The 25,610-nt window shown below is 66.8% G+C and carries 30 protein-coding genes and 1 tRNA gene; 26 read left to right on the top strand and 5 right to left on the bottom strand.

Annotated features, from left to right (window positions below; all coding sequences use genetic code 11):
- From BAU07_RS00715 to BAU07_RS26620, 16 genes are all read left to right on the top strand, one after another.
- On the top strand, nucleotides 1-243 hold the full coding sequence (locus BAU07_RS00715; RefSeq protein ID WP_066652687.1) for a BolA family protein: 243 nt from the start codon (nucleotides 1-3) through the stop codon (nucleotides 241-243).
- Complete coding sequence (murA, locus tag BAU07_RS00710) at nucleotides 243-1,505, top strand: UDP-N-acetylglucosamine 1-carboxyvinyltransferase (protein WP_066652685.1); 1,263 nt, start codon at nucleotides 243-245, stop codon at nucleotides 1,503-1,505. The genes BAU07_RS00715 and murA overlap by 1 nt, the downstream gene beginning before the upstream one ends.
- Nucleotides 1,505-2,233 carry an ATP phosphoribosyltransferase gene (gene hisG / locus BAU07_RS00705; RefSeq protein ID WP_415830244.1) on the top strand — a complete coding sequence of 243 codons (729 nt, stop codon included), beginning with the start codon at nucleotides 1,505-1,507 and terminating at the stop codon, nucleotides 2,231-2,233. The genes murA and hisG overlap by 1 nt, the downstream gene beginning before the upstream one ends.
- A 4-nt stretch (nucleotides 2,234-2,237) precedes the next feature.
- Nucleotides 2,238-3,542 (top strand): histidinol dehydrogenase, encoded by a 1,305-nt coding sequence (gene hisD / locus BAU07_RS00700; protein WP_066652683.1) that lies wholly within the window; start codon nucleotides 2,238-2,240, stop codon nucleotides 3,540-3,542.
- 41 nt (nucleotides 3,543-3,583) lie between these two features.
- Complete coding sequence (gene hisC / locus BAU07_RS00695; RefSeq protein WP_066664459.1) at nucleotides 3,584-4,693, top strand: histidinol-phosphate transaminase; 1,110 nt, start codon at nucleotides 3,584-3,586, stop codon at nucleotides 4,691-4,693.
- Nucleotides 4,694-4,756: 63 nt separating this feature from the next.
- A complete protein-coding gene (gene hisB / locus BAU07_RS00690) occupies nucleotides 4,757-5,344 on the top strand; it encodes an imidazoleglycerol-phosphate dehydratase HisB (protein WP_066652682.1) in 588 nt (195 codons plus the stop codon).
- A gap of 32 nt (nucleotides 5,345-5,376) precedes the next feature.
- Nucleotides 5,377-6,051: an imidazole glycerol phosphate synthase subunit HisH gene (gene hisH / locus BAU07_RS00685; protein WP_066652680.1), complete on the top strand. Its 675-nt coding sequence runs from the start codon at nucleotides 5,377-5,379 to the stop codon at nucleotides 6,049-6,051.
- A gap of 82 nt (nucleotides 6,052-6,133) precedes the next feature.
- The gene (gene hisA / locus BAU07_RS00680) at nucleotides 6,134-6,877 is read left to right on the top strand and encodes a 1-(5-phosphoribosyl)-5-[(5-phosphoribosylamino)methylideneamino]imidazole-4-carboxamide isomerase (RefSeq protein WP_066652674.1); all 744 of its coding nucleotides are present in this window, start codon (nucleotides 6,134-6,136) and stop codon (nucleotides 6,875-6,877) included.
- Nucleotides 6,874-7,689, top strand: coding sequence for an imidazole glycerol phosphate synthase subunit HisF (hisF, locus tag BAU07_RS00675; RefSeq protein WP_066652671.1), 816 nt, complete (start codon nucleotides 6,874-6,876; stop codon nucleotides 7,687-7,689). The genes hisA and hisF overlap by 4 nt, the downstream gene beginning before the upstream one ends.
- A 1-nt stretch (nucleotide 7,690) precedes the next feature.
- Nucleotides 7,691-8,095, top strand: a complete 405-nt coding sequence (gene hisI / locus BAU07_RS00670; RefSeq protein ID WP_066652669.1) for a phosphoribosyl-AMP cyclohydrolase — start codon at nucleotides 7,691-7,693, stop codon at nucleotides 8,093-8,095.
- Nucleotides 8,092-8,442: a phosphoribosyl-ATP diphosphatase gene (locus tag BAU07_RS00665; RefSeq protein WP_066652667.1), complete on the top strand. Its 351-nt coding sequence runs from the start codon at nucleotides 8,092-8,094 to the stop codon at nucleotides 8,440-8,442. Before hisI ends, BAU07_RS00665 begins: the two co-directional genes overlap by 4 nt.
- A gap of 38 nt (nucleotides 8,443-8,480) precedes the next feature.
- Nucleotides 8,481-8,849, top strand: a complete 369-nt coding sequence (locus tag BAU07_RS00660; protein WP_066652666.1) for a histidine triad nucleotide-binding protein — start codon at nucleotides 8,481-8,483, stop codon at nucleotides 8,847-8,849.
- A 15-nt stretch (nucleotides 8,850-8,864) separates the two neighbouring features.
- Nucleotides 8,865-9,098 carry a Sec-independent protein translocase subunit TatA gene (gene tatA, locus BAU07_RS00655; protein ID WP_066652658.1) on the top strand — a complete coding sequence of 78 codons (234 nt, stop codon included), beginning with the start codon at nucleotides 8,865-8,867 and terminating at the stop codon, nucleotides 9,096-9,098.
- 74 nt (nucleotides 9,099-9,172) lie between these two features.
- On the top strand, nucleotides 9,173-9,745 hold the full coding sequence (gene tatB / locus BAU07_RS00650; protein WP_066652655.1) for a Sec-independent protein translocase protein TatB: 573 nt from the start codon (nucleotides 9,173-9,175) through the stop codon (nucleotides 9,743-9,745).
- Between the two features lie 41 nt (nucleotides 9,746-9,786).
- Nucleotides 9,787-10,530 carry a twin-arginine translocase subunit TatC gene (gene tatC / locus BAU07_RS00645; RefSeq protein WP_415830248.1) on the top strand — a complete coding sequence of 248 codons (744 nt, stop codon included), beginning with the start codon at nucleotides 9,787-9,789 and terminating at the stop codon, nucleotides 10,528-10,530.
- A 219-nt stretch (nucleotides 10,531-10,749) separates the two neighbouring features.
- Nucleotides 10,750-11,208, top strand: a complete 459-nt coding sequence (locus BAU07_RS26620) for a helix-turn-helix domain-containing protein (protein WP_335617534.1) — start codon at nucleotides 10,750-10,752, stop codon at nucleotides 11,206-11,208.
- Here BAU07_RS26620 and BAU07_RS00640 read toward each other — a convergent pair.
- Entirely contained in the window at nucleotides 11,129-12,289 is a 1,161-nt protein-coding gene (locus tag BAU07_RS00640) for a S1C family serine protease (protein WP_066652652.1), read from the bottom strand. The genes BAU07_RS26620 and BAU07_RS00640 overlap by 80 nt on opposite strands.
- Nucleotides 12,290-12,299: 10 nt before the next feature.
- On the opposite strand from BAU07_RS00640, the gene BAU07_RS00635 reads away from it, so the two are divergent.
- The gene (locus tag BAU07_RS00635; protein ID WP_066652648.1) at nucleotides 12,300-13,076 is read left to right on the top strand and encodes a Nif3-like dinuclear metal center hexameric protein; all 777 of its coding nucleotides are present in this window, start codon (nucleotides 12,300-12,302) and stop codon (nucleotides 13,074-13,076) included.
- Nucleotides 13,077-13,118: 42 nt separating this feature from the next.
- Here the strand turns inward: BAU07_RS00635 and mscL are convergent, their stop codons facing one another.
- Nucleotides 13,119-13,592, bottom strand: a complete 474-nt coding sequence (gene mscL / locus BAU07_RS00630; RefSeq protein WP_066652646.1) for a large conductance mechanosensitive channel protein MscL — start codon at nucleotides 13,590-13,592, stop codon at nucleotides 13,119-13,121.
- Nucleotides 13,593-13,855: 263 nt separating this feature from the next.
- Between mscL and petA the strand changes: the two genes are divergently transcribed.
- From petA to BAU07_RS00600, 6 genes are all read left to right on the top strand, one after another.
- Nucleotides 13,856-14,476, top strand: a complete 621-nt coding sequence (gene petA, locus BAU07_RS00625; RefSeq protein WP_066652645.1) for a ubiquinol-cytochrome c reductase iron-sulfur subunit — start codon at nucleotides 13,856-13,858, stop codon at nucleotides 14,474-14,476.
- Between the two features lie 63 nt (nucleotides 14,477-14,539).
- A complete protein-coding gene (locus tag BAU07_RS00620; RefSeq protein WP_066652644.1) occupies nucleotides 14,540-15,928 on the top strand; it encodes a cytochrome b in 1,389 nt (462 codons plus the stop codon).
- Between the two features lie 21 nt (nucleotides 15,929-15,949).
- Entirely contained in the window at nucleotides 15,950-16,804 is an 855-nt protein-coding gene (locus BAU07_RS00615) for a cytochrome c1 (protein WP_198168855.1), read from the top strand.
- A 128-nt stretch (nucleotides 16,805-16,932) separates the two neighbouring features.
- Nucleotides 16,933-17,544 carry a glutathione S-transferase N-terminal domain-containing protein gene (locus tag BAU07_RS00610; RefSeq protein ID WP_066342981.1) on the top strand — a complete coding sequence of 204 codons (612 nt, stop codon included), beginning with the start codon at nucleotides 16,933-16,935 and terminating at the stop codon, nucleotides 17,542-17,544.
- A gap of 10 nt (nucleotides 17,545-17,554) precedes the next feature.
- Complete coding sequence (locus BAU07_RS00605; RefSeq protein WP_066664446.1) at nucleotides 17,555-18,019, top strand: ClpXP protease specificity-enhancing factor; 465 nt, start codon at nucleotides 17,555-17,557, stop codon at nucleotides 18,017-18,019.
- Nucleotides 18,020-18,143: 124 nt separating this feature from the next.
- Nucleotides 18,144-18,219, top strand: a tRNA-Thr gene (locus tag BAU07_RS00600).
- 77 nt (nucleotides 18,220-18,296) lie between these two features.
- Here BAU07_RS00600 and BAU07_RS00595 read toward each other — a convergent pair.
- A complete protein-coding gene (locus BAU07_RS00595; protein WP_066652638.1) occupies nucleotides 18,297-19,253 on the bottom strand; it encodes a hypothetical protein in 957 nt (318 codons plus the stop codon).
- A gap of 318 nt (nucleotides 19,254-19,571) precedes the next feature.
- The gene (locus tag BAU07_RS00590) at nucleotides 19,572-19,865 is read right to left on the bottom strand and encodes a hypothetical protein (RefSeq protein ID WP_232338216.1); all 294 of its coding nucleotides are present in this window, start codon (nucleotides 19,863-19,865) and stop codon (nucleotides 19,572-19,574) included.
- Nucleotides 19,866-20,537: 672 nt separating this feature from the next.
- Between BAU07_RS00590 and BAU07_RS00585 the strand changes: the two genes are divergently transcribed.
- Genes BAU07_RS00585 through BAU07_RS00575 form a run of 3 tightly spaced genes read left to right on the top strand, consistent with a single transcriptional unit; the run spans nucleotide 20,538 to nucleotide 23,698 of the window.
- Complete coding sequence (locus BAU07_RS00585) at nucleotides 20,538-20,915, top strand: YkvA family protein (protein ID WP_066652633.1); 378 nt, start codon at nucleotides 20,538-20,540, stop codon at nucleotides 20,913-20,915.
- A gap of 1 nt (nucleotide 20,916) precedes the next feature.
- Nucleotides 20,917-22,344 (top strand): DUF2868 domain-containing protein, encoded by a 1,428-nt coding sequence (locus tag BAU07_RS00580; RefSeq protein ID WP_066652632.1) that lies wholly within the window; start codon nucleotides 20,917-20,919, stop codon nucleotides 22,342-22,344.
- Entirely contained in the window at nucleotides 22,337-23,698 is a 1,362-nt protein-coding gene (locus BAU07_RS00575) for a GTPase/DUF3482 domain-containing protein (RefSeq protein ID WP_066664436.1), read from the top strand. The genes BAU07_RS00580 and BAU07_RS00575 overlap by 8 nt, the downstream gene beginning before the upstream one ends.
- A gap of 27 nt (nucleotides 23,699-23,725) precedes the next feature.
- On the opposite strand, the gene BAU07_RS00570 is transcribed toward BAU07_RS00575, so the two are convergent.
- The gene (locus BAU07_RS00570) at nucleotides 23,726-25,339 is read right to left on the bottom strand and encodes a YdgA family protein (RefSeq protein ID WP_066652630.1); all 1,614 of its coding nucleotides are present in this window, start codon (nucleotides 25,337-25,339) and stop codon (nucleotides 23,726-23,728) included.
- Nucleotides 25,340-25,610: the final 271 nt, after the last annotated feature.

Here is a 25,610-nt window from a genome sequence, read left to right as displayed (position 1 = left end):
ATGCTCCCGACGCCAGAGGACATCCGCCGATACATCGCCGACGGACTTTCCTGTGAACATATCGACGTGCAGGGCGATGGCTCGCATTTCGACGCCGTCATCGTCAGCGCCGCGTTCGAAGGCAAGCGCAGCATCGCGCGCCACCAGATGGTCTATGCCGCCCTGGGCGATCGCATGAAGGCCGAGATCCACGCGCTGTCGATGCGCACCCTCACCCCGGACGAATACAAGGCAGGACGCTGATGGACAAGCTACGCATCACGGGCGGTGCACGCCTGCGCGGCGAGATCGCCGTATCGGGGGCGAAGAACGCCGCCCTGCCCATCCTGTGCGCGGGCCTGCTGACCGCGGATGAGCTCACGCTGGACAATGTGCCGGACCTGAACGACATCTCCACCATGGTGCGCCTGCTGGGCCGTGTCGGCGCGCGTGCCGAACGCCGGGCCGACGGTTCCGTGAGCGTGCAGGCCGACAAGGTCGACAAGCTGGAAGCTCCCTACGAGCTCGTCAAGACCATGCGGGCATCCATCATGGTGTTGGGCCCGCTGCTGGCGCGCTTCGGCGAAGCGCGTGTGAGCCTGCCGGGCGGCTGCTCCATCGGCCAGCGTCCGGTGGACCAGCACATCAAGGGCCTGGCGGCGCTGGGCGCCGACATCCGGCTGGAACACGGCTTCGTCGTGGCCCACGCCAAGCGCTTGAAGGGCGCGTCCATCCGCACCGACATGGTCACCGTCACGGGCACGGAAAACCTGCTCATGGCCGCCACGCTGGCCGAAGGGCGCACCGTACTGGAAAACGCCGCGCGCGAGCCGGAAGTGGTTGACCTGGCCGAACTGCTCATCAAGATGGGCGCGCGCATCGAAGGGCATGGCACCGACCGCATCGTCATCGACGGCGTCGAACGCCTGCACGGGGCGCAGCACCGCGTCATCCCGGACCGTATCGAGGCCGGCACCTTCCTGTGCGCGGTCGCCGCCGCGGGCGGCGATATCGTCCTGCGCGACAGCAACCCCGCCATCATGGGCGCGACCCTGGACAAGCTGGCCGAAGCGGGCCTGTCGCTGGAGACGGGCCCGGACTGGATACGTGCCCGGATGCAGCGCCGGCCCACCGCGGTCAGCCTGCGCACCCACGAATACCCCGGCTTTCCCACCGACATGCAGGCGCAGTTCATGGCGCTGGACACCGTCGCCGAAGGCACCGGCGTGATTGTCGAGAACATCTTCGAAAACCGCTACATGCACGTGCAGGAACTCATCCGCCTGGGCGCCGACATCGATATCGACGGCCACACCGCCGTGGTGCGCGGCGTACCGCGGCTTTCCGGCGCCACCGTCATGGCGACGGACCTGCGCGCATCGGCCAGCCTGGTCATCGGCGGCCTGACCGCCGAAGGCGAGACCATCGTCGACCGGATCTACCACCTGGACCGCGGTTACCAGCACATGGAAACCAAACTGCGCGAACTGGGCGCCAATATCGAACGCATCACGCCGTCGAAATAATGAATACGTCGAACATTCCGGCAACGGTGGGCCAACTGGCGGGCCGGGCCCCGGACCCCACCGTGCTGACCCTGGCGCTCTCCAAGGGGCGCATCTTCGAGGAAACGCTACCCTTGCTGGCGGCGGCCGGCGTCGAGGTCGCGGAAAATCCGGAACACTCGCGCAAGCTCATCATTCCCACCAGCGATCCCGCGCTGCGCCTGATCATCGTGCGCGCCTCCGATGTCCCGACGTATGTGCAGTACGGCGCGGCCGATCTGGGCATCGCGGGCAAGGACGTCCTGATCGAGCACGCCGCCGAGCACCCCGGCGGGCTGTACCAGCCCATCGACCTGAACATCGCCAAGTGCCGGCTGTGCGTCGCGGTTCCGGCCGGCTTCGACTACGTCAAGGCGGTACACCAGGGCGCGCGCCTGCGCGTGGCGACCAAATACGTCCAGGCGGCGCGCGAGCACTTCGCCGCCAAGGGCGTATATGTGGACCTGATCAAGCTGTACGGCTCGATGGAGCTGGCGCCGCTGGTGGGACTGGCCGACGCCATCGTGGACCTGGTGTCCTCGGGCGGCACGCTGCGCGCCAACAACCTGGTGGCGGTGGAGGACATCATGCCGATTTCGTCGCGCCTGGTGGTCAACCAGGCCGCGCTCAAAACCCGCGGTGCCCGGCTGCAGCCGCTGCTGGACGCGTTCCAGAAGGCCAGCGCCGCCCTTTGTATCCCGCAGGGGTAAGCCCATGGCCACCATCAACCGCCTCGACTCCCGCGACCCCGGCTTCGCCGCCGCCCTGACCGCCCTGCTGGCCTTCGAGGCTTCGCAAGACGAATCCATCGACCGCGCGGCGGCCGACATCCTGGCGGCCGTGCGCGAGCGCGGCGACGCGGCGCTGCTCGAATACACGCAGCGCTTCGATCGCGTCGAGGCGGACTCGGTCCAGGCCCTGGAAATCCCCCGCGAGAGCTGGCAGGCAGCCCTCGGCTCGCTGCCCGCCGCCCAGCGCGCGGCCCTGGAGGCTGCCGCGGAACGCGTGCGCGCATACCACCAGCGCCAGCGCGGCGAAACCTGGACGTACACCGAAGCCGACGGCACCGTGCTGGGACAGAAGATCACGCCGCTGGACCGGGTGGGCCTGTACGTTCCCGGCGGCAAGGCCGCCTATCCGTCTTCCGTGCTGATGAACGCCATTCCCGCCAAGGTGGCCGGCGTCGCGGAACTCATCATGGTCACGCCCACGCCGGGCGGCGTGCGCAACCCGATGGTGCTGGCGGCCGCCGCCATTGCCGGCGTGGACCGCGCCTACGCCATCGGCGGCGCCCAGGCGGTCGGGGCGCTGGCCTACGGCACCGCGACGATCCCCGCCGTCGACAAGATCGTCGGCCCGGGCAATGCCTATGTGGCCGCGGCAAAGCGCCGCGTTTTCGGGACGGTGGGCATCGACATGATCGCCGGCCCCAGCGAGATCCTGATCATCTGCGACGGACGCACCCCGGCGGACTGGATCGCCATGGACCTGTTCTCCCAGGCCGAGCACGATGAACTGGCCCAGGCCATCCTGCTGTGCCCGGACGCCGCCTACCTCGACGAGGTGGCCGCCTCCATCGATCGCCAGTTGCCCGGCATGCCGCGCGCCGACATCCTGCGCGAGAGCCTGGGCAAGCGCGGCGCCCTGATCCAGGTGCGCGACCTCGACGAAGCCTGCGACATCGCCAACCACATCGCACCGGAACACCTGGAGCTCTCCACCGAGGATCCGGAACGCTGGGCGGAGCGCATCCGCCACGCCGGCGCGATTTTCATGGGGCGCTATGCTTCCGAATCGCTGGGCGACTACTGCGCCGGCCCCAACCACGTGCTGCCCACATCTCGCACGGCGCGCTTCTCCTCGCCCCTGGGCGTTTACGATTTCCAGAAGCGTTCCAGCCTGATCCAGGTGTCGCGGCAAGGTGCGCAGACCCTGGGCCGCATCGCCGCCGAACTCGCCTACGGCGAGGGCCTGCAGGCGCATGCCGGCAGCGCCGAATACCGGCTCGACAAGGCATGAAAGCCGCGCCGCAGCGGCCGGCGCCCGCGCCAGCCGCGGCCATGCAACCGTCCTCTGGCGAGGCCGAGGCCGTGGCCTTGCGCGTGGCGGCCACCGTGCGGCCCGACGTTCGCGGCCTGTCCGCCTACGCCGTCGGCCACGCGCCCGGCGCCGTCAAGCTGGACGCGATGGAGAATCCCTACGACCTGCCCGCCGAGGTGCGCGATGACATCGCCGCGGCGGTGCGGGCCACGCCGCTGAACCGTTACCCCGCGGGGCGCAACGATGCGCTGGAGGCAGCCGTGCGGACGGCCTTCGGCGTGCCCGGGCCGGCGGCGCTGCTGTTCGGGAACGGCTCGGACGAATTGATCCATCTGGTCGTGCAGGCCTGCTGCCAGCCCGGCGACGTCGTCATGTCTCCCGTGCCGTCCTTCGTGATCTTCGCGATGGCGGCGCGCCTGAACCATGCCCGCTTCGTAGGCGTGCCGCTGACTCCGGACTTCGAGCTCGACCTTCCGGCCATGCTGGCGGCCATCCAGGCGCATCGCCCCAAGGTCATTTTCCTGGCCGTGCCGAACAACCCGACGGGCGGCCGCTGGACGGACGAGGCCATCTCGGCCATCCTCGCCGCCGCCCCGGGACTGGTGGTCATCGACGAGGCCTACCAGCCGTTCTGCGACGGCACGTGGATGCCGCGCGCGGCGGAACTGGACAACGCGGTCGTGCTGCGCACGGTGTCCAAGATCGGGCTGGCCGGGCTGCGCTTCGGCTACCTGGCCGGCGCGCCGGCCTGGATCGCCGAGTTCGACAAAGTGCGCCCGCCCTACAACATCGACGTGCTGACCCAGGCCGTGCTGCTGGCGGTACTGCGCCACAAGCCGGTGCTGGACGGGCAGGCCGCGCGACTGCGGGCGGACCGTCCCGTGCTGGCCGCCGCGCTGGCCGCCTTGCCCGGCGTGACGGTGTATCCCTCTTCGGCAAACTTCCTTCTGGTGCGCTTTTCCGGCAAGATGGGCGCCAACGCCGTGCATCAAGCCCTGAAAACGCGCAAAATACGGGTTCGCGACTTCCCGGACGACGATTCCGCGCTGGCAGGCTGCCTGCGCATCTCGCTGGGCACCCCGGACGAACACGCCGCGCTGCTGGCTGCCCTGCGCGATATCCTTTCCTGAGCCTTTTTCACCCTAGCCCACCGCCCGCCCCGGGCCGACCGCCCGCCGCGACAACCGTACACCATGCGTACCGCAGACATTACCCGCAACACCAATGAAACCCGCATCCGCGTGGCGGTGAACCTGGACGGAACCGGCCGCCAGACCATCGATACGGGCGTGCCCTTCCTCGACCATATGCTGGACCAGATCGCCCGCCACGGGCTGATCGACCTGGACATCAAGGCCGACGGGGACCTGCATATCGACGCACACCATACGGTCGAGGACGTCGGCATCACGCTGGGCCAGGCCATCGCCGCAGCCATCGGGGACAAGAAAGGAATCCTGCGCTACGGCCATGCCTACGTTCCGCTGGACGAGGCCCTGTCGCGCGTGGTGGTGGATTTCTCCGGCCGCCCCGGCCTGGAATTCCACGTGCCGTTCACGCGCGCGCGCATCGGTGAATTCGACGTCGACCTGACGCGCGAATTCTTCCAGGGCCTGGTCAACCACGCCTTGATCACCTTGCACATCGACAACCTGCGCGGCAAGAACGCCCATCATCAATGCGAAACGGTGTTCAAGGCCTGTGGCCGCGCGCTGCGCATGGCCATCGAACGCGATCCGCGCAGCGCCGGGGTTGTCCCGTCGACCAAGGGCGTCCTGTGACCGCCCGACCCTGAACCAGCAGGCAGAATCTCGTGACTTCGATCGCTATCGTCGACTACGGCATGGGCAACTTCCACTCCGTGGCGCGCGCCCTGGCCGCCGCCGCGCCGGACGCCGACATCCGCATCTGCAATACCGTGGCCGATATCGACGCCGCGGATCGCGTCGTCTTTCCGGGGCAGGGCGCCATGGCCGACTGCATGCGCACCCTGAATGAATCCGGCCTGCGCGAGGCCGTGCTGCACGCCGCGCGCAGCAAGCCGCTGCTGGGCGTCTGCGTGGGCGAACAGATGCTGTTCGACACCAGCGAGGAAGGACCGACCATCTGCCTGGGCATATTCCCCGGCGTGGTGCATCGTTTCAGCGGCCCGCAGTACGCCGCACCTATCGGTGCCTATGAAGACCCTGCCGTGGCACCGCCCGATGGCGAACGCCTGAAGGTTCCGCACATGGGATGGAACAAAGTGCGCCAGACGCGCTCTCATCCTATCTGGGCCGGCATTCCGGATGGCACCCATTTCTATTTCGTGCACAGTTATTACGCCGTGCCCGCCGATCCCGGCCTGACCGTTGGGGAAAGCGATTACGGCGGTTCCTTTACCTGCGCGGTGGCGACGGCTAACATTTTCGCGGTGCAATTCCACCCGGAGAAGAGCGCCGATCACGGCCTGCGGCTGTACCGGAATTTCGTAGACTGGCGTCCGTGACTTTCCTGCCTGCAGGCTCGACACCACGCTCGTTTGCGGCATCCGTTCCAACAACCGATTTTTCCAAAGCGCGTCATTCATCATGCTGCTGATCCCCGCCATCGACCTCAAAGACGGGCGTTGCGTGCGCCTGCGCCAGGGTGACCTGGACGATGCAACGGTGTTCTCCGAAGACCCGGCCGCCATGGCCACGCATTGGCTGGAACAAGGCGCACGGCGCCTGCATCTGGTCGACCTCAACGGCGCCGTGGCCGGCAAGCCGCGCAACGAAGCCAGCATCAGGGCCATCGTCGACGCGGTCGGCGACGAAATCCCGGTCCAGATCGGCGGCGGCATCCGCGACCTGGACACCATCGAGCGCTACCTCGACAACGGCATCTCCTACGTCATCATCGGCACCGCCGCGGTCAAGAACCCCGGCTTCCTGCACGACGCCTGCGGCGCCTTTCCGGGCAGCATCATCGTCGGCCTGGATGCGCGCGACGGCAAGATCGCCACCGACGGCTGGAGCAAGCTGACCCGCCACGACGTCCTGGACCTGGCGAGCAAGTTCGAGGACTATGGCTGCGAAGCCATCATCTACACGGACATCGGCCGCGACGGCATGCTGTCCGGCGTCAACGTCGAGGCCACCGTGCGGCTGGCCCAGCATGTGCGGATTCCCATCTTCGCTTCCGGCGGCATCGCGGGCATCGAAGACATCGAAGCCCTTTGCGCGGTCGAGGAAGAAGGCGTCGAAGGTGCCATCCTGGGCCGCAGCATCTACGAAGGCGCGCTGAATTTCCAGGCCGCGCAGACGCGCGCCGACGAGCTGGCCAAGCCATGACGGATATCGCCTCGGGCGGCGGCAACGCCTGCGCCAACGCGCTGACGCGGCGCATCATCCCTTGCCTGGACGTCACCGCGGGCCGCGTCGTCAAAGGCGTGAACTTCGTCAACCTGGTCGATGCCGGCGACCCGGTGGAGATCGCGCGGCGCTATAACGAGCAGGGCGCCGACGAACTGACCTTCCTCGACATCACCGCCACCAGCGACGGGCGCGACCTCATCCTGCCCATCATCGAGCAGGTCGCCTCGCAGGTCTTCATCCCGTTGACGGTGGGCGGCGGCGTGCGGCAGGTGTCGGATATCCAGCGCCTGCTGAACGCGGGCGCCGACAAGATCAGCATCAACAGCGCCGCGGTCGCCAACCCGGAGCTGGTGCGCGAAGCGGCCGACTACCACGGCTCCCAATGCATCGTGGTGGCGATCGACGCGCGCCGCGTCGACACCGACGATGGAAGCCCGCGCTGGGAGGTCTACACCCATGGCGGGCGCAAGCCCACCGGCATCGACGCGGTGCAATGGGCGCGCAAGATGGCGCAATACGGCGCCGGCGAGATCCTGCTCACCAGCATGGACCAGGATGGCACGAAATCGGGCTTCGACCTTGCGCTGACGCGCGCGGTGTCGGACGCCGTGCCCGTGCCGGTCATCGCCTCCGGCGGCGTCGGCACCCTGCAGCACCTGGCCGACGGCGTCACCAGCGGCCGTGCCAGCGCCGTGCTGGCCGCCAGCATCTTCCACTACGGCCAGCACACCGTCCAGGAGTGTAAGCACTTCATGGCCGCGCAGGGCATTGAAGTACGATTGGAATGATATGAACAATGATCCCGCCTGGCTGGCCGACGTCGTCTTCGACGACCAGGGCCTGATTCCCGCCATTGCCCAGGATGCCGACACCGGACAGGTACTCATGGTGGCCTGGATGAACCGCGAATCGCTGGCCGAAACCGCCGCCAGCGGACGCGCGGTGTATTGGTCCCGCTCGCGCCAGCGCCTGTGGCGCAAGGGCGAGGAATCCGGCCATACGCAGCAGGTGCACGAACTGCGGCTGGACTGCGACGGCGATGTGGTCCTGCTCAAGGTGGTACAACAGGGTGGCATCGCCTGCCATACCGGCCGTGCGAGCTGCTTCTTTCGCCGGCTGGACGAACAGGATGGGCAGCAGCGCTGGCACACCACCGACCCGGTCCTCAAGGACCCGGAGCTGATCTACAAATGAGCGATATCGACCCGCGCAGCGCCGCTGTCCTGGCGCGCGTCGCCGACATGCTGGCGACTCGCCGCCCGGACCGCGGAGGCGATCCCGCGACCTCCTACGCCGCCAAGCTGCTGTCCAAGGGACCTGACGCCTTCTTGAAGAAGATAGGCGAGGAAGCGACCGAACTCGTCATGGCGGCCAAGGATGGCGTGCCCGCGCGCATCGTCAGCGAAACCGCGGATCTCTGGTTTCACTGCCTGGTGGCCCTGACTCATTACAATCTGCGGCCGGAAGACGTGCTGGCCGAACTGGCGCGGCGCGAAGGCCTGTCGGGCCTGGCCGAAAAAGCCGCCCGGCCGGCCGACTGACCGGGCGGGCGACAACCTCGGCATACGGAGCGAGATTCATGAGCGACAACTGCATCTTCTGCAAGATCGGACGCGGCGACATCCCGGCCAACAAGGTGTACGAGGACGAAGAATTCGTCGCCTTCCACGACATCAACCCCGCCGCGCCGGTGCACCTGCTGCTCATCCCTCGCCGCCACATTGCATCGCTCCAGGAGATTACGCCCGACGATGCCGGCTGGTTGGGTAGAATGGTGGCATTGGCGCCGCGCCTGGCGCTGGACAACGGCTGCAACCCCGGAGCCGAGGGCGGCTTCCGCCTGCTTGCCAATTCCGGCGCGGAAGGCGGCCAGGAAGTGCCGCATCTGCATTTCCACATCATTGGCGGTTCGCGTCCTTGGAAAGGCCGCGCAGCCCCGAACGCATGAACACGGAGAACCGTCATGGGCAGTTTTAGCATCTGGCATTGGCTGATCGTTCTGGTCATCGTGGCGCTGATTTTCGGCACCAAGAAACTGCGCAATATCGGCAGCGACCTCGGCGGGGCGGTCAAGGGCTTCAAGGAAGGCATGCGCGATGCCAACGGCAACCCGGTCGATCCGGCGGATCCAGCGGTCCAGCAACGCGTGTCTGGCGACACGATCGACGTCCAGGCCAAGGAAAAAACGCATTCCTGATCCCGGTCCCCGGCACGGTCACGCCTGCGGGCGGGGCGGCCGGGGCCTTGCGCCTCCCTTTCATTGGCCGTCGTATGTTTGATGTCAGTTTCTCAGAACTGATGGTGATCGGCGTGATCGCGCTGATCGTCATCGGACCGGAACGTCTGCCCAAAGTCGCACGCACCGTCGGGCATCTGCTCGGCCGCGCGCAGCGCTATGTCAACGACGTGAAAAGCGACATCCGGCGCGAAATCGAGCTGGACGACCTGCGCAAGTTCAAGAGCGAAATGGAAGACGCCGCCCAGTCGGTGCACACCTCGCTGCGGGACGTCGGGACCTCGCTGCAGGAACCGGCCCAGGCCTTGCGCCAGGAGCTCGAGGACACCGCCAAGGCGGCGACCAGCGCGGTATCCACGCATACGGAGCCTGCGGCAGCGCCGGCGCCCATGGCCGTACCGGACCCGGCGGCGCCCGCGGTCGCCCACGCCGCCACGACGCCGCACGGCGCCCCGGCCGGCTCCGCGGCAGCGTCCGGGCCGACACCGGGTCCGACACCGGCAGCGCCGGCAACCTCGGTCGCACCGGCCGCGACGGCCGCTCCAACATCTCCCGCACCGCAGGCCGCGACGCCCGCTTCTCCATCCCCTACGGGTACCGCAACGTGAGCCAGGAAATTCCGCAGGACGAGCTGCAGGAAGACAGCTTCATGTCGCACCTGATCGAGCTGCGTACGCGGCTGCTGCGTGCCGTGGCGGCGGTGGCCGTCATCTTCATCATCCTGTTCATCTACCCGGGCGCCTCGGTCATCTACGACATCCTCGCGCGCCCCATGCTGGCCTCCCTGCCCGAAGGCACCCGCATGATCGCGACCGGCGTCATCACGCCCTTCATGGTGCCCGTCAAGGTCACGCTGATGGCCTCGTTCGTGCTGGCCCTGCCGGTGGTGCTGTGGCAGGCCTGGGCCTTCGTCGCGCCGGGCCTGTACCGCCACGAAAAACGGCTGGCGCTGCCGCTCATCGTATCCAGCACGCTGCTGTTCCTCGGCGGCATGGCGTTCTGCTATTTCGTCGTCTTCCGCACCGTCTTTCATTTCATCGCCACGTTCGCGCCGCAGTCCATCACGCCCGCGCCGGACATCGAAGCCTACCTCAGCTTCGTCATGACCATGTTCCTGGCCTTCGGCATCACCTTCGAGGTACCGGTGGCGGTGGTCCTGCTGGTCAAGGCAGGCATCGTGGACGTGAAGAAACTCAGCAGCGCGCGCGGCTACGTGGTCGTCGGCGCCTTCGTCATCGCCGCTGTCGTGACGCCGCCGGACGTCGTCAGCCAGTTCCTGCTTGCCGTGCCGCTCTGCCTGCTATTCGAGATCGGGCTCATCTGCGCGCGCATGATTTCCAAGCCGAACAAACCGGAAAGCGACGGCGAAAACGCGCTGACCGAACGGCACTGACCCGCGCCGGCGGCCAGTCCCACGAGCCGGGGCCGGCAAAGGATAGGCCGCAACGTCGACGGAATGCCGGTGGCAATGCTTGCCTTCGCCGGCCGGACGCGCGCAGCCGCGAAAGCCGCGCCATGCGCTCAAACTGCGGCACCAGCGGCATCCGCCATTAGAACGAGACGGATTCACGCTTGAGTCGGTCCTGCTGCAATCGTACATTGCGGCATGAACATGGCGAACCGGTTGCGAACCCTGATGCGCTGGCGTGGCATACGCAGCCAACGACAACTGGCACGCCTTTCCGGCGTACCGCAGACCTCCATCCACCGCATTCTGAGCCGCGCCGAAGGGTATCTGCCGGCGCTCGACACGCTGTCGCGCCTGGCGCGTGCCCTCGGCACCACCGTCACCTGGCTGAACGATGGCGACGCCAGTGCGTCCTCCACGCCGCAGGCGCAGGAACCGCCGCACCTGCGCGAGCCGCAAGCCGGACGCCAGTACCACCCGGAATGCGGAGGCGACGCGGCCGAACTCCACATGCTGATGGCGCGGCTTTCCGAACCCGAGCGCCGCCACATCGTCGCCCTGGTGCGCCTGCTGGCGGATCGCCCTACCTGGGGCGCTGGGGACGCACGCCGATTCTCACCTTCAACTCCATCGGGCGGCCGCCGCGCAGAACGGACACGGTGACCACCTGCCCCGGCGGCAGCAAGGCGACCATCGCCAGCATCGAAGCGGTGTTCTGCACATCGTTGCCGTCGATGCTCAGGACGATGTCACCGACCCGGATACCGCCGCGCCCCGCCGGGCCATCGCGCATGACGCCCGCGATGATGGCGCCGCGCGGACTGCTCAACTTGAACGCGCGCGCCAGTTCTGGCGTCAGATCCTGCGGCTCGACTCCCAGCCAGCCGCGACGCACCGAGCCGCTGCGCACGATTTCTTCCATCACCGAGCGCGCCGTGTCGATCGGCACGGCGAAACCGATGCCCAGCGACCCACCGGTCTGCGAATAGATCGCCGTGTTGATTCCCACCACGTTGCCGTGCTGGTCGATCAGCGCGCCACCGGAATTCCCCGGGTTGATGGCGGCATCGGTCTGGATGAAGTTCTCGTAGGTGTTCAAGCCGAGGCTGCTGCGCCCCAGCGCCGACACGATGCCTTGGGTCGTGGTCTGGCCGACGCCGAAAGGGTTGCCGATGGCCAGGACGATGTCGCCGACCTTCAACGATCCGTCGTTGCCAAGGCTGGCCACGGGGAGTTCGCCAATTTGGGCCGGTAGCTTGAGGACGGCAAGATCGGTTTCCGGATCGGCGCCCACGACCTGGGCGGAGCTCTCGCGGCCATCTGCCAGCGCCACCTCGATGGCGTCGGCCGCTTCCACGACGTGGTAATTCGTGAGGACGTAGCGGTCCTCCACGATCACGCCGGACCCCAGGCTGGTCGACTCATGGCGCCGGCTGGCGCCCGGCACCTGGCCCAGCAGCTCGCGAATGATGGGATCGTCGGGCAGTGGGATCAGCGGCACGTCCACATGCTTGGCGGTGTAGACGTTCACCACGGCCGGCGCGGCACGCGCCACGGCGGGCGCGAAGCTCAGGGCCATGGCCGCGTCGGCCGATCCGGCGCTCCCCGCGGGGCCCGGTCCCGGCGTGCTTGGCAGGGAGGGCTCGGACAGGCGCAGCCAGTCCGGCCGCAAGGTACTGACCACGAATAGAATGGCTAGACTGACCGTTACGGTCTGGGCAAATATCAGCCAGAGTCGACGCATAGGCAAGGCAATGAACAGAATCGATACCAGTGAATTGGCCGCTTGGCTGGATCAGACCCTGCAGCCGGGACGGTTCAGGGATTACTGCCCAAACGGGTTGCAGGTGGAGGGCAAGGCGTCGATCGGCCATATTATCGCGGGCGTCACGGCTTCGGAGGCCTTGTTGCGCGCAGCCATCGCCCGCGGCGCCGACGCGGTGCTGGTGCACCACGGCTGGTTCTGGAAGAACGAGGACCCACGCGTGCGAGGAACCCGCCGCACCCGGCTGGCCCTGGCGCTGGCGCATGACCTGAACCTGTTCGCCTACCACCTGCCGCTGGATGCGCACCCTTTGCTCGGTAATAACGCGCAACTCGCCCGCGTGCTGGGCTTGCAGCCGGACACCGATTCCACCGGAGCACCCCGCACATGCGGCGCCGACGGCCTGGTCTGGCTGGGCTCCGCCCCGGGCATCCAGACTTTCGGGCAACTGGCCGCGCGCGTGCAGGAACGACTGCACCGGGCTCCGCAAGCCATCGGCGACCCCGAACGGCCCATCCGCCGGATCGCCTGGTGCACCGGCGGCGCGCAGGGAATGCTGACGGAGGCGGTGGATGCGGGTGCCGACGCCTACATCACGGGCGAAATCTCGGAGCCCACCGTGCATCTGGCGCGCGAGACGGGTGTCGGATTCCTGGCGGCCGGGCACCATGCCACCGAACGCTACGGCGCCCAGGCGCTGGGTGCCGCCATCGCCGCCCAATTCAATATCCGTGTCGACTTCGTCGATATCGACAACCCGGTATAGGATCGTGCTGCGCCGGCTGCCGCCGGCGGGCATGCCCGCCCCCTACGGCGTCGAGGTGCGCTCAGGCGCCGCTCCGCGCTGCTCCTTCAGCAGGTCGCGGATCTCGCGCAGCAGTTGCACATCGGCCGGCGTGCCAGCGGGAGCTGCGTCCAGATGCGTGCGGGCCCTTGCCACGGCCTTGACCATCCAGAAAATGATGAATGCGAGCAGGACGAAATTGATCACGATGGTGATGAAATTGCCCCAGGCGAAGACATTGGCGCCGGCTTTCGTCAAGTCGGCGTATGTCATGGGCCCGGTATAGTTGGGCGGCATGGAGAGCACCAGGAACTTGTTGGAAAAGTCGACCGCTCCGCCCAGTACGAAGTTGATCAGGGGCATCACGATGTCCTTCACCAGCGAATCCACGATTCTTCCGAAGGCGGCGCCAATAATCACGCCGACGGCCAGATCGACAGCATTGCCCTTGACGGCGAAATTGCGGAAGTCCTTGAGTACACCGGTCGCTTTGCTCATACATGCTCCTCTGTGATACGGCCCCTGATTGGGCTAAGGTTATAATACGCGGTTGCGAAGACGCCACGTAATTCCAAAAGCGCTGCGCCTTCGCGCAGACATACTTTAAAGACCTGAAGACGAAAGACCAGAGTTAAGACCATCCCGGCGTTCCGGGGTGTATAGAAAGGCCAGGTACAGGGCCAACTGCTTATTCCACATCCCCCGGAGGGGACGCTACACGGCCCGGCACTACCGCAGTAGCTGCATAACAAGGATGGAAGATGAGTCAGACTACGATGTATCCCGATGACGAAGGCGCAGCCCCCATCAATCTGCCCCCTGACCCATCGAGACGTTTCTGGGTAACGACGGCCTGTGCCCTGGGTGGCGTGGCCGGCGTAGCAACTGCGGTGCCGTTCGTCGGCACCTTCGCCCCGTCCGCCAAGGCGCGCGCCGCCGGCGCACCGGTGGAAGTGGACGTCGCCGGCATCCCGGCCGGACAAATGGTCACAGTGGAATGGCGCGGCAAGCCGGTCTGGATACTGCGCCGCTCTCCCGAACAGCTCGAAGAGCTCAAGAAAGACACGTCCCTGCTCGCGGATCCCAACTCCCAGCGGCCCGGTTTCACGCCCAAATACGCGGAAAACGAGTACCGCTCGCGCAAGCCGGACCTGTTCGTCTGCGTCGGCATCTGCACCCACCTCGGTTGCTCGCCACACCAGCAGGCGGATGTCGCGCCCGGCATCGACGGTTTCCTTTGCCCCTGCCACGGCTCCACCTTCGACCTGGCGGGCCGGGTCTTCAAGAACGTGCCGGCGCCGGACAACCTGGAGGTGCCGCCGTATCAGTATCTCAGCGACAACCGCATCATCATCGGCGTCGATGAAGACAACAAGGCCTGAAGCGGCGCTGCCTCGCCCCGCTCGATAGAACAGATACGCCACGACTAGCAAAGGAGCTGCTTCATGGCTGGCGACAAGACCGTCGAATCGACAGGTTTCATGGGTTGGCTGGACCGCCGTTTTCCGGCAACGTCCACCTGGAAGGCCCATGTCTCCGAGTACTACGCACCCAAGAATTTCAACTTCTGGTATTTCTTCGGTTCCCTGGCGCTGCTGGTGCTGGTGATCCAGATCGTGACCGGAATCTTCCTGGTCATGCATTACAAGCCGGACGCCGAGCGCGCGTTCCAGTCCGTCGAATACATCATGCGGGAAGTGCCGGGCGGGTGGTTTATCCGCTACATGCACTCGACTGGTGCATCGATGTTCTTCGTGGTGGTCTACCTGCACATGCTGCGCGGACTGCTTTATGGCTCGTACCGCAAGCCGCGCGAACTGGTCTGGATCTTCGGCGTCGCGATCTTCCTCTGCCTGATGGGCGAAGCCTTCTTCGGCTACCTGCTGCCCTGGGGCCAGATGTCCTACTGGGGCGCGCAGGTCATTGTGAACCTGTTCTCGGCGATCCCCTTCATCGGACCGGACCTGTCGATCTGGATCCGCGGCGACTACGTCGTTTCGGACGCCACGCTGAACCGCTTCTTCGCCTTCCACGTGATCGCCATCCCGCTGGTCCTGATCGGCCTGGTCGCGGCGCACCTGGTGGCGCTGCATGAAGTCGGCTCGAACAATCCCGACGGCGTGGAAATCAAGGAAGGACCGAAGGACCGCCATGGCCGTCCGATGGACGGGCTGCCGTTCCACCCCTACTACACGGTGCACGACATCGTCGGCGTGGCGGGTTTCCTGATCGTCTTCGCGGCCATCGTATTCTTCGGGCCGGAAATGGGCGGCTACTTCCTGGAATACAACAACTTCATTCCGGCCGACTCGCTGAAGACGCCTCCTCATATCGCGCCCGTGTGGTACTTCACGCCGTTCTATTCCATGCTCCGCGCCACCACGGACGACTTCACCTGGGTGCTTTCCGGTGCGGCCGTCCTCGGCGCGCTGGCCCTGCTCGTCAAAGGCCGCGGCCGCGGCATCGCGCGCATCGCCCTGCCGGTGATCCTGATCGTCGTGGCGGTGCTGTTGCGCGTGCTGGACGCCAAGTTCTGGGGCGTGGTGACCATGGGCGGCACGGTCGTCATCCTGTTCTTCCTGCCCTGGCTGGACCACTCGCCCGTCAAGTCGATCCGTTACCGGCCCGACTGGCACAAGGTCGTCTACGCATTGTTCATGATCGACTTCGTCATCCTTGGCTACGTGGGCACGCAACCGCCCAGTCCGGCGCTGAACCTCACGTCCCAGATCGGGACGCTCTACTACCTGGCGTTCTTTTTCCTGATGCCTGTGTGGAGCCGCCTGGGGACCTTCAAGCCCGTTCCTGAACGCGTCGTTTATCACGCCCACTGAGCCCTCTGGATACCTAACGGAATGACCATGATCAAGAAGCTGATGGGTGCCGTGACGTTGATGGTCGCGTGCGCCGCCGCCGTGGCCGCAGAAGGCGGATACCCTCTGGAAAAAGCGCCGGACCGCACCAATGACGTCGCCGCCCTGCAGAACGGCGCCAAGTTGTTCGTCAACTACTGCCTGAACTGCCACGCGGCGGCCTCGGTGCGCTACAACACGCTCGAGCAGATCGGGCTGACGGACGAGCAGATCAAGAAGAACCTGCTCTTCACCGGCGAAAAGGTGGGCGACCTGATGACTGTCGCCATGTCCCCCAAGGACGCCAAGAAGTGGTTCGGCACCACGCCGCCCGACCTGTCCGTCATCGCGCGCGCCAAGTCGCAGACGGCAGGCGCGCCTGGAATGGACTACATTTACACCTACCTGCGTTCGTTCTACCGCGACACCAGCCGGCCCACGGGATGGAACAACCTGGTATTTCCCAATGTCGGCATGCCGCACGCCCTTTGGGAACGCCAGGGCCCGCGCGAATTGACCACCGTGGCCATCCACGCCGTCGAAGGCAAGGGCGAGGAAGCCGGATGGGAGCGCGTCACCACCGTCTACGATGCCCAGGGCTACGCCACGGTCAAGAAAGACAACGTGGCGGGCTATCATGGCGGCGAAAGCTTCACAGCCACCTTCAAGCCTGCGAATGCCTCGCAATCGGCCCAGTACGACAACGATGTCGCGGACCTGAGCGCCTTCCTGGCCTGGATGGCCGAGCCGGTGGCCCAGTTCCGCAAGGAAGTCGGCGTCTGGGTGCTGCTCTTCCTGGGTCTGTTCCTGGTCGTCGCGATGCGGCTGAACGCTTCCTACTGGAAACACGTGAGGTAATCGGCCCAACCCACCAGGGGCCGGGTGTAGTGCATGCTCCCGGCAAACCGGCCCCCCTGGCAATTGGGGCCAGCGCCTGCTAGATTGGCGGCGCTGGCCTTTCGCTTTTCATACAAGGACTTACCGCCATGATGGTGCTTTATTCCGGAACCACGTGCCCGTTTTCGCAACGCTGCCGTTTTGTATTGTTCGAAAAGGGCATGGACTTTGAAATCCGGGACATCGACCTGTACAACAAGCCGGAAGATATTTCGGTTATGAACCCGTACGGCCAAGTGCCCATACTCGTCGAGCGCGATCTGGTGCTGTACGAGTCCAACATCATCAACGAATACATCGACGAGCGGTTCCCGCATCCGCAGCTCATGCCAGCCGACCCCGTCATGCGTGCGCGCACCCGCCTGTTCCTGTACAACTTCGAAAAGGAGTTGTTCGTCCACGTGTCGGTGCTGGAAGACCGCAACGCCAAGCCGGATGAAAAGCGGCTGGATCGCGCTCGCCAGAATATCCGTGACCGCCTGGCCCAGCTCGCCCCCATGTTGCTGAAGAACAAGTACATGCTGGGCGACGAGTTTTCCATGCTCGACGTCGCGGTGGCTCCCCTGTTGTGGCGGCTGGACCACTACGGCATCGAGTTGCCCAAGAACGCCGCGCCCCTGCAGAAGTACGCCGAGCGCATTTTCTCGCGGCCGGCCTATATCGAAGCGCTGACGCCCTCCGAAAAGGTGATGCGTCGCTAGGATGGCATCCATGGGTGAATCATCGACCAAACCCTACCTGATCCGGGCCTTGCACGAATGGTGCACGGATAACGGCTATACGCCGTATATCGTGGTGCAGGTGAATGACCGAACCATGGTCCCGCCAGCCCATGTCCGCGACGGCCAGATCACGCTCAATATCGGCAACCTGGCGACCAACAAGCTGTCGCTCGGCAACGACTTCATCGAGTTCCAGGCCCGGTTCAACGGCGTGGTCGAGGTTGTCTCCGTGCCGGTCGGCGCGGTAAGCGCCATCTATGCCCGCGAAACAGGCGCGGGCATGGGCTTCGAGGTCCAGAACGAAGACGACACGCAGGAAGATCGGCCTGCTCGCGACGGCACCGCGTCCGCAGGTACCAGGCCAGGCACGGGCCAGCCGGGCAGCAACGCGGACGATGGTCCGGGCGGCGAGGATCCCTCTCCACCACGCCCGCATCTGACGATCGTCAAATAGCGCAGCAAACAGCGGCGTGCACGCTGTAGCGACGGCGGGCGGCCTGTCTGACGCCATCCAACGGCGCGTATACAATGCACGTCTTCGCGGCATCCGCCGGCCATCGCGCCCGGGATGCCGCCTCGCCGGCTTAGCTCAGTTGGTAGAGCAGCGCACTTGTAATGCGAAGGTCGGGGGTTCGATTCCTCTAGCCGGCACCATCGACGCCCAGCCGATGCGGCGCGATCATCCGCGCCGCCGCATGAGGCGTCCACGGTCCAGGTTCAACGATCGATATTCAGCGGCGGCTTGACGACTCGCCACCTAGATACGTCAGGCGCTTGCGCACCACACGCCCGACATCAGCCAGGAAGGCCTCGCACGGCGCCGGCATGCAGCCGTCGTGCACCGATGACGCGGCGTCCGCTTGCGGCAACGGTTCCGTCGCATCGTCCATGATGTACCCAGCGCTGGTCAGCACCGCATCCAACCTGACCAGGACCCGGTAGGGCAAGCGGCTGGCGGCAGTGGCAAGCCCATCGTTCCTTTCCTGTATCGCCGCGCTCCCTGCGCCATCACCGGCCAGCACTTCACTGGCCAGCGCGTTCTGCGCCGCGACCCGCAGGCTCTCCAAAGGCGCGAGGTCCGACGTTCCGGCATAGGCGATCTGCCGCAGTGCCGGACCGTAGATCGCGATACTGGCGACCATTCGGCGTTCGAGCGTCAACAGGATGGCGTCGGCATGGCGGAAATCCGCGCTGTCATGAAGGGGGTACAGCAGCTCTTCGCGATGAAACGCCAGGATCTTGTACTTGGCCTTGTCCCGGCTCCCCGCGGTCCGGTCCGCCGCTTCCGTAAGCATGCGGGTGCTTTCCTCACTGAGATCGCCGCGTACATTGCCGTGCTTGTCCAGCCGCCGGATCTGGCGGCGCAATGCCCCGAAGTGCTTGTCCAACGCCTCGTCCGACAGCATCGCGTTCAGGAATACATAGGCTGCGCCCATTACCTTGTCGCTCGCGCGATCGATGCGAAGTTCTTTTTGCCGCTCGCCCGATACCGTCCAGTAGCGCAGGCGATGCGTCAACGTCGACACCACCTGGTGGGGCCATCGAAACCGTCCCGCGGTGGCATAGGCGGCGTGGCGGGGTACGCGGGAAGGGGGCACCGCCTGCACGAGCGGTATCGCGGTGGGCGCGTGCGGGGGCGTGGTGGCAAGGCATTGGGATTCAGCGGTCCGGGGGGTACCGACCTTCATAGCGCGTCTCCTTCGTCTTATTGGCGTAGCGTCACATGCCGATGGCGATCATGTGGCGCGCGGTCCGGGCCCTTGCCCCCTGCCCGTGTTGCGGCTGCTGGACGAGCGACCCGATGCGCGCCGATGCCAGGCGGCGCCACGCGGGCCGGCTTCGGTCTCACGGCCGCAGACGGGGGTTCCGGACACGGGGGATAAACGGACGGATTAACGGAGATGACGCGGGGGCGTGCGGGCCGGCATACGGCCCCGACAGTGCACCCACCATGCCGAGCGGCCGATGGGCGGAAATCGCGCGATGAGCAGGACCGGCAAACCGCGTTAGCGGGACGCGCCCTGGCCCATGCCTTGATTTGCGCGACGCACGGGCTCGATGCCATGCACGTGTTCGTGCCGGAAACGGAAACGCAGCTTCAGGGCGCGACCGGTTTCCGTCATGCGCGTGACGACGTCGGTGGTATAGGTGGTGGCGCCATTCAGCGGCGCGTTGTAGATCACCCGCGCCTTGATGACCGAACCGTCGGCCGGACGCAGATGCACGATGTCGCCCACATGAATGGGCGTGCCGTCCAGGGCGTGGTCCGCACGGGGGACGAGGGTCGGTTGGGAGGTCATTGTCATTGTCGTTGTCATTTTGGTTATTTTCCAAAGCAGGTAAGTCGCGCAGCGGCGATGCCGGTCGATGCGCGCGATGTCACATCGTCGCCCAATCTGATGACCGGATCATTGCTGCATAAGGTCTAGGCATCCTCGTCCACAGGGACTAGACGCCGCGGCGCGCCGCATCGCAGGAAGCGCGCCTGCGCAAAGCGACACAGGTGCAAGCCTGTGCGAGGTGCAGGGCACGTCGACGCGCTTGCGAAGGACGCAAGCGGACGCGGGTATTGTCGCGCGGTGCCGGACACGTCTGCGGTGAAGCGGACGCTGGCATCAGCGCTGATGCAGCAGGCTTGGAAGGGTATTTGCGGCCCGCCCGGCCTGGGACGCCGGGACCTTGGGACCTCAAGTCCTCAGGGCATCAAGCCCTCAAGACCTATTCAGACCTGCCGGGGCTTGTGCCGTCGGCCGTGCCGCGGGTTTGCCGGGGCCGATGCGTACACGAAGGAACCTGAAATACATCGCCAAATTGCGCGAGCAATCAGGGAATATACGCCAACTTCGGATAAATCTCAACATTCATCTTCCGCCTCGCCGGCAGCACTGGCCGCGGACATTCGGGGAGGTCCCCGCGGGCTAAAATGACATCCCTGCAGCGGCGACGGGCCGCGCGCCCTTGCCGAGGACACCATGGCGGACGTTCATCCCTCCTACGAGACCGCGTACAGCGCGCCCCGGTTCTGGAACAAAGTGTCGCGCCACGCCAAGGGCGCGGGCCGGCAGGCCGTCGAAAAGGCGCTGTGGCTGTTCTATGCCCTGCAAAGCCCCGACACGCCCAAATGGGCCAAGCGCGTCATCTACGGCGCCCTGGGCTATTTCATTTTTCCGCTCGACGCGATTCCGGATCTGGCGCCGCTGGCTGGCTACACGGACGACATGGCGGTCATGGCAGCCGCGCTGGCCACCGTCGCGGTGTACATCACCGACGACGTGAAGCGGCAGGCCGCAGAAAAGCTGCAGCGCTGGTTCGGTCCCGCGGGTGCGGCGACGGGACCCTCGCCGGAGTGATATGGCGGCGCCCGTCTCCACACCATTCGCTGACCTCTGGCTTGCCGAAACCGTCCGACTGCGAGAAGAACACTGGGGTCCGTTGGAAGACCGCGACGCCGTGCGCCGGGCTCGTCTCGCGCACGGCGCGATCGAGGATCGCGTACTCCTGCGCGCCCGGCTGATCGCCCAGCGCGAAGGGCTGGACCAACGGGTGGCGGACTGGCGCCAGGGCGCCTGGATCGCCACCGCATTGCTCGTTGCGCTGGCCATCCTGGCCGGCGCGGGTGCCGCCTGGAGCGCCCTGGGCGACGGCAGCCGCGTCGTGAATGTCGTATGGGCCATCGCGTCCCTGCTGGGCCTGCATCTGCTGACCCTCCTGCTTTGGCTCGTGAGTTTTGCCGCCGCGCCGCGCACTGCAGGCGCCGGCCTGGCGCAGGCCTGGCTATGGCTGACCCGCAAGATGGCTCGCGGTTCGGACGCCGCCTTGGTGCCGCAGGCCTTGTTGGCCCTGGTCACCCGGGCGCGTGCGACCCGATGGCTGTTCGGCTCGGTCAGCCACCTGGTGTGGCTGGTGGCCATGGGCGCAGCACTGGCGACGCTGATGGGCGTGCTGGCCACCGCACGCTACCGGTTCGGCTGGGCGACCACGTTGCTGGCGCCGGAAACCTTCGTGCGGCTCACCGAAGCGCTGGGCTGGCTGCCGGCGCGGCTGGGCTTCGCGCTGCCGGATGCCGCCCTGGTAAGGCTGAGCGACGGCGGGCAAACCTTGCCGGCACAGGCCCATGCGCAGTGGGCGTGGTGGCTGATCGGCCTGCTGGTCGTCTACGGCGTACTGCCCCGGCTGGTGGCGTGGGCAGTCAGCATGGCCTGCCTGCGGCGTGCAGTGCGCACCTTGCGCGTCGACATGACGCAACCCGGCTACGCGGCCTTGCGCGACCGCCTGCAGCCTCCCGCCGAATCGCTCAGCCCGGAAGGCGCGAGCGCGCCGCCGGATGTGCGCGACACGCCGGCGGCCCTCCCCCCGCTGACCGGCGATCGGCCTGTCCTGGCCGGCCTGGAGCTGCCGCCGGATATCGCCTGGCCGCCAGGCGAGGTGCCACCGACGGTCCAGGTCGCGGGCAACCTGGACAGCCGCGAGCAGCGCAATGCCTTGCTGGATGCACTGGCGGCGATGCCGGCGCGACGCCTGCTGCTGGCGTGCGACGCACGCCAGACGCCCGACCGCGGCACCATGGCCCTGATTGCGGACCTGTCGGGCAAGGCGGCGCTCATGCGCGTCTGGCTTACAAGCGGCACTGCGGGCACGGACGGCACGGTGGACGGACCCGGCCATGCCGATCGCACGTCCCTGTGGCGCACTCGGCTCATGGAAGCCGGCATGCGGCCCGAGGCGATCCTCCGCGACGCGGATCGGCCGCTGCAATGGTTGGGCGATGCGCATGGGTGAGCTGCTGAATATCGCCGTCGTCGGCCATACCAACACCGGCAAGACCTCGCTGCTGCGCACGCTGACGCGCGATGCGCAGTTCGGCGAGGTATCGGACAGCCCCGGTACGACGCGCCAGGTGCAGGGAGCCCGGCTACAGCTCGAAGGCCGTGCGGTGCTGTCCTGGTTCGACACACCGGGCATGGAAGACAGCATCGCCCTGCTCGAATACATCGACGCGCTTTGCGCAGGCCGCCGGCTGGACGGGCCCGACCGCATCCGCCTGTTCCTGGATACGCCGGAAGCCCGCCGGCGCTTCGAGCAGGAAGCGCGCGTGCTGGGCAAGATGCTCGAATGCGACGCGGCCCTGTACGTCATCGATGCGCGCGATCCGGTGCTCGCCAAGCACCGCGACGAACTGGCCCTGCTTGCCGCATGCGGCAAACCCTTGCTTCCGATCCTCAACTTCGTTCATGCCAAGGAGCATCGCGCAGCGCAATGGCGCGAGGCCATGGCGCGCCTCGGATTGCATGCGCTGCTGGAGTTCGACACGGTGGCCCCGCCGCTGGATGGCGAGGCGCAACTCTACGAAAGACTGGCCGTGCTGCTCGATCGCCACGCCGAGGTGTTGAACAGCCTGGCGCGGGCACTGGTGCAGGCCCGCCGGGAACGCCGGCGCGCCGCGGCGCGGCTGATCGGCGAACTGCTTGTGGATATGGCCGCGCTGCGCCTGTCGTGCGACACCGACGAAGCTTCCGTGGCGCAGGCCACCGAACGGCTACGGGACCTGGCGCGCCGGCGTGAGCAGGCTTGCGTCGAAGCGCTGCTGGCCTTGTACAACTTCCGTCCGGAAGACTACGCCCAGGCGCCGCTGCCGCTGGCCGGCGAGCGATGGGGCATGGACCTTTTTCATCCCCAGGCACTGAAGGACGCCGGCGTGGATGTCGGCTTCGGCATGGCGGCGGGCGCCATGGCGGGCGCGACCGTCGACCTGCTGCTGGCCGGCATCAGCCTGGGCACGGCCGCCCTTATCGGCGCGGCGGCGGGCGGCATGTGGCAAGGAGTGGAACGCTACGGCAAGCGGCTCGGGGGCAAACTGCGCGGCCGCCGTGAACTGACGGTGGACGACGCGGTGCTGCGCCTGTTGGCGCTGCGGCAACGATCGCTGGTGGAGGCGCTGGAGCGCCGCGGCCACGCCGCGCGTGAACCGCTCCGGCTCGGCGACAGCGACAAGGACCCATGGCGGGAGGCCGGCCTGCCGGCGGAGATCAAGGAAGCCCGCAGCCAGCCCGCATGGTGCGGCATGACGCCGGACTACCAGGACAGTCCACGCCGCGCCCACGTCGTCGAGCGCCTGGCGCAGCGCCTGGACTGAGACGCCGGGCGCGGCGTGCCCGTGACCCTAGCGGCCCGGCGCCGCTTTCGTGCGCGGGGCGGGCGCCGGCGCGCTACTGCCCGGCACGGGGGTCTGCTCGTCGTCCTCGTCCGGCTCGTCCGCATCCGGGGCGTCATCCGGCACATCCATGTCGGGCTCGGATCGACCCATCGCCCCCATGGCGCCTTGCAGCACCAGCCCGGCGAACTGTTCCAGCGGCATCTTGGTGCCGTTCAGGTCGACCATGCGGTCGGCATAGTGCAACGTCGAGACGATGTCGCTCCCTTGGACGGTGGCGTAACCGGAATCGGCCGCGGCCTTGGCCAGCACGCCGGACAGGGCCTGCGCTTGCGCATCCGCCGCCGTGGCGTCCATGCCGTCGCGCTGCATGCTCTGCGACAGCAGGGCGGCCAGCAGCGGCTGCGCCACCGAGGCGCGCGCGTCGAGCTTGCGCAGCGTGCGCGCGATACGCTCCTCCATGGGCTGATCGGCCGGGCCGGGATCGGCCAGGTCCAGGCTCAACGTGAAGCGTGCCTCGCCGCGCGGCGTCTTCAGCAGGATGGGTTCGATGTAGAAATTGGGATTTCCTGCCAGCAAGGCCTGGCGCGCGGCGAGCGCCTGCGCCTCTTCCTCGGGAGTCAGGTCGGGCGGGGGCGTATCGCCGCTGGCCTGCGCCTGCTCCATCCCGCGCGACCACAGGCGGCCATACAGGGTGGCGAGCGACTGCAAGGCTTCAGGCGCCAGGTTTTTCGCGCCCAGCGCAACCTGTATCTGGCCCACGTCCTGGCCGGCCACGTTCAGCATGGCGACGTCATACGCGCCGTGCAGCGCCAGCCCGCCCTGGGCTTCGCTGGCTTCGGTACGTTGCGTATAGCCGGTCAGGACCACCGGCGTGCGGTTGGCCGGCGTAAAGGCGATCCGCTTGGCCGACAGCACATTGCTGCCCACCTGCAGGTCGGCTGGCCCCGGCCGCATATCCGTCACCAGCGTGATCCCCGTGACTTCGACCTGGCTCGGCAACTCCGCATCGGCGGTCTTGAAGGACAAGGCGTCGACGGCGCCGTCCAGGCGGGTCCGCTTGTCCGCGTCCTGGGAGAAGTCCAGCGCCAGGCCGGAAAAGTCCAGCACGGTGCCGTCGCGCGCCAGCTTCACCGGTGCCAGCGTGACGGTGCCGTCCACCGCCTGCGAATATCCGATGGCTGCATGGCCGGACAGGGGAGCCGCGCCTTGGGTCACGGCGAACCAGGGACGAACGGTATCGTTCTCTTGCAAGGCAAAGGTGCCGGCGGCCATGACCGGCATGATCTGCCCGCGTTTCAGGCGATCCAGCGGGAAGGGGCCGTGACCGATGTGCGCCGTGATATCGACGACATCCTCGCGTCCGGGGGGCTGCCCGGCGACGGCGTCGGCGCGCAGCCGCACTTGCAGGCGGGCATCGGTGGAAAACAGGTGCCGGTCCAGGCTTTCCAGCGACAGGCTGGCCTTGCCGCCGGGCAACAAGGCCTGCAAACGGGCATTGCCTTCGTCGACGCGCTGCCGCAGGACCGCCTCCAGGCGCTCACCCGTGTACCAGGCGCCCGCTGCCCAGGCCGCACCGGCCACGACCACGACGCCGACGACCACACCGATTGCTTTTTTCATATGCCCAATCCCTTGCTGACAAGCCGGGCATTATAGGGAGTCACCCTCGGCCCGGTCTTGACCGATACGGCCTGGGACCGTCGAAAGCGTTACAGGACAATACCGTCGTCCCCCGGCCGGCGGGAGGGCGTTATTACGCTACAATGCCCGCCGTGTGCAGTGCCAATCCGCACACGCGCCTTGCGGTATTCGCCGCGTCGCCCTGGCCCCGGGCTTTGCCTGAAGGGCCTTTCCCTTTCCTCCTTATCGTCTGCCTAGATTGGAGTCACTC

The sequence above is a fragment of the Bordetella flabilis genome (assembly GCF_001676725.1).
GTDB lineage: Bacteria > Pseudomonadota > Gammaproteobacteria > Burkholderiales > Burkholderiaceae_B > Bordetella_C > Bordetella_C flabilis.
This window is presented reverse-complemented; position numbering and strand designations above follow the sequence as displayed.

Bases quoted from the DNA above. Each gene is read 5' to 3' on its own strand.
- BAU07_RS00715 (WP_066652687.1), top strand. From the start codon at position 1: ATGCTCCCGACGCCAGAGGACATCCGCCGATACATCGCCGACGGACTT.
- murA (WP_066652685.1), top strand. From the start codon at position 243: ATGGACAAGCTACGCATCACGGGCGGTGCACGCCTGCGCGGCGAGATC.
- hisG (WP_415830244.1), top strand. From the start codon at position 1,505: ATGAATACGTCGAACATTCCGGCAACGGTGGGCCAACTGGCGGGCCGG.
- hisD (WP_066652683.1), top strand. From the start codon at position 2,238: ATGGCCACCATCAACCGCCTCGACTCCCGCGACCCCGGCTTCGCCGCC.
- hisC (WP_066664459.1), top strand. From the start codon at position 3,584: ATGCAACCGTCCTCTGGCGAGGCCGAGGCCGTGGCCTTGCGCGTGGCG.
- hisB (WP_066652682.1), top strand. From the start codon at position 4,757: ATGCGTACCGCAGACATTACCCGCAACACCAATGAAACCCGCATCCGC.
- hisA (WP_066652674.1), top strand. From the start codon at position 6,134: ATGCTGCTGATCCCCGCCATCGACCTCAAAGACGGGCGTTGCGTGCGC.
- hisF (WP_066652671.1), top strand. From the start codon at position 6,874: ATGACGGATATCGCCTCGGGCGGCGGCAACGCCTGCGCCAACGCGCTG.
- hisI (WP_066652669.1), top strand. From the start codon at position 7,691: ATGAACAATGATCCCGCCTGGCTGGCCGACGTCGTCTTCGACGACCAG.
- BAU07_RS00665 (WP_066652667.1), top strand. From the start codon at position 8,092: ATGAGCGATATCGACCCGCGCAGCGCCGCTGTCCTGGCGCGCGTCGCC.
- BAU07_RS00660 (WP_066652666.1), top strand. From the start codon at position 8,481: ATGAGCGACAACTGCATCTTCTGCAAGATCGGACGCGGCGACATCCCG.
- tatA (WP_066652658.1), top strand. From the start codon at position 8,865: ATGGGCAGTTTTAGCATCTGGCATTGGCTGATCGTTCTGGTCATCGTG.
- tatB (WP_066652655.1), top strand. From the start codon at position 9,173: ATGTTTGATGTCAGTTTCTCAGAACTGATGGTGATCGGCGTGATCGCG.
- tatC (WP_415830248.1), top strand. From the start codon at position 9,787: ATGTCGCACCTGATCGAGCTGCGTACGCGGCTGCTGCGTGCCGTGGCG.
- BAU07_RS26620 (WP_335617534.1), top strand. From the start codon at position 10,750: ATGGCGAACCGGTTGCGAACCCTGATGCGCTGGCGTGGCATACGCAGC.
- BAU07_RS00640 (WP_066652652.1), bottom strand. From the start codon at position 12,289: ATGCGTCGACTCTGGCTGATATTTGCCCAGACCGTAACGGTCAGTCTA.
- BAU07_RS00635 (WP_066652648.1), top strand. From the start codon at position 12,300: ATGAACAGAATCGATACCAGTGAATTGGCCGCTTGGCTGGATCAGACC.
- mscL (WP_066652646.1), bottom strand. From the start codon at position 13,592: ATGAGCAAAGCGACCGGTGTACTCAAGGACTTCCGCAATTTCGCCGTC.
- petA (WP_066652645.1), top strand. From the start codon at position 13,856: ATGAGTCAGACTACGATGTATCCCGATGACGAAGGCGCAGCCCCCATC.
- BAU07_RS00620 (WP_066652644.1), top strand. From the start codon at position 14,540: ATGGCTGGCGACAAGACCGTCGAATCGACAGGTTTCATGGGTTGGCTG.
- BAU07_RS00615 (WP_198168855.1), top strand. From the start codon at position 15,950: ATGACCATGATCAAGAAGCTGATGGGTGCCGTGACGTTGATGGTCGCG.
- BAU07_RS00610 (WP_066342981.1), top strand. From the start codon at position 16,933: ATGATGGTGCTTTATTCCGGAACCACGTGCCCGTTTTCGCAACGCTGC.
- BAU07_RS00605 (WP_066664446.1), top strand. From the start codon at position 17,555: ATGGGTGAATCATCGACCAAACCCTACCTGATCCGGGCCTTGCACGAA.
- BAU07_RS00595 (WP_066652638.1), bottom strand. From the start codon at position 19,253: ATGAAGGTCGGTACCCCCCGGACCGCTGAATCCCAATGCCTTGCCACC.
- BAU07_RS00590 (WP_232338216.1), bottom strand. From the start codon at position 19,865: ATGACCTCCCAACCGACCCTCGTCCCCCGTGCGGACCACGCCCTGGAC.
- BAU07_RS00585 (WP_066652633.1), top strand. From the start codon at position 20,538: ATGGCGGACGTTCATCCCTCCTACGAGACCGCGTACAGCGCGCCCCGG.
- BAU07_RS00580 (WP_066652632.1), top strand. From the start codon at position 20,917: ATGGCGGCGCCCGTCTCCACACCATTCGCTGACCTCTGGCTTGCCGAA.
- BAU07_RS00575 (WP_066664436.1), top strand. From the start codon at position 22,337: ATGGGTGAGCTGCTGAATATCGCCGTCGTCGGCCATACCAACACCGGC.
- BAU07_RS00570 (WP_066652630.1), bottom strand. From the start codon at position 25,339: ATGAAAAAAGCAATCGGTGTGGTCGTCGGCGTCGTGGTCGTGGCCGGT.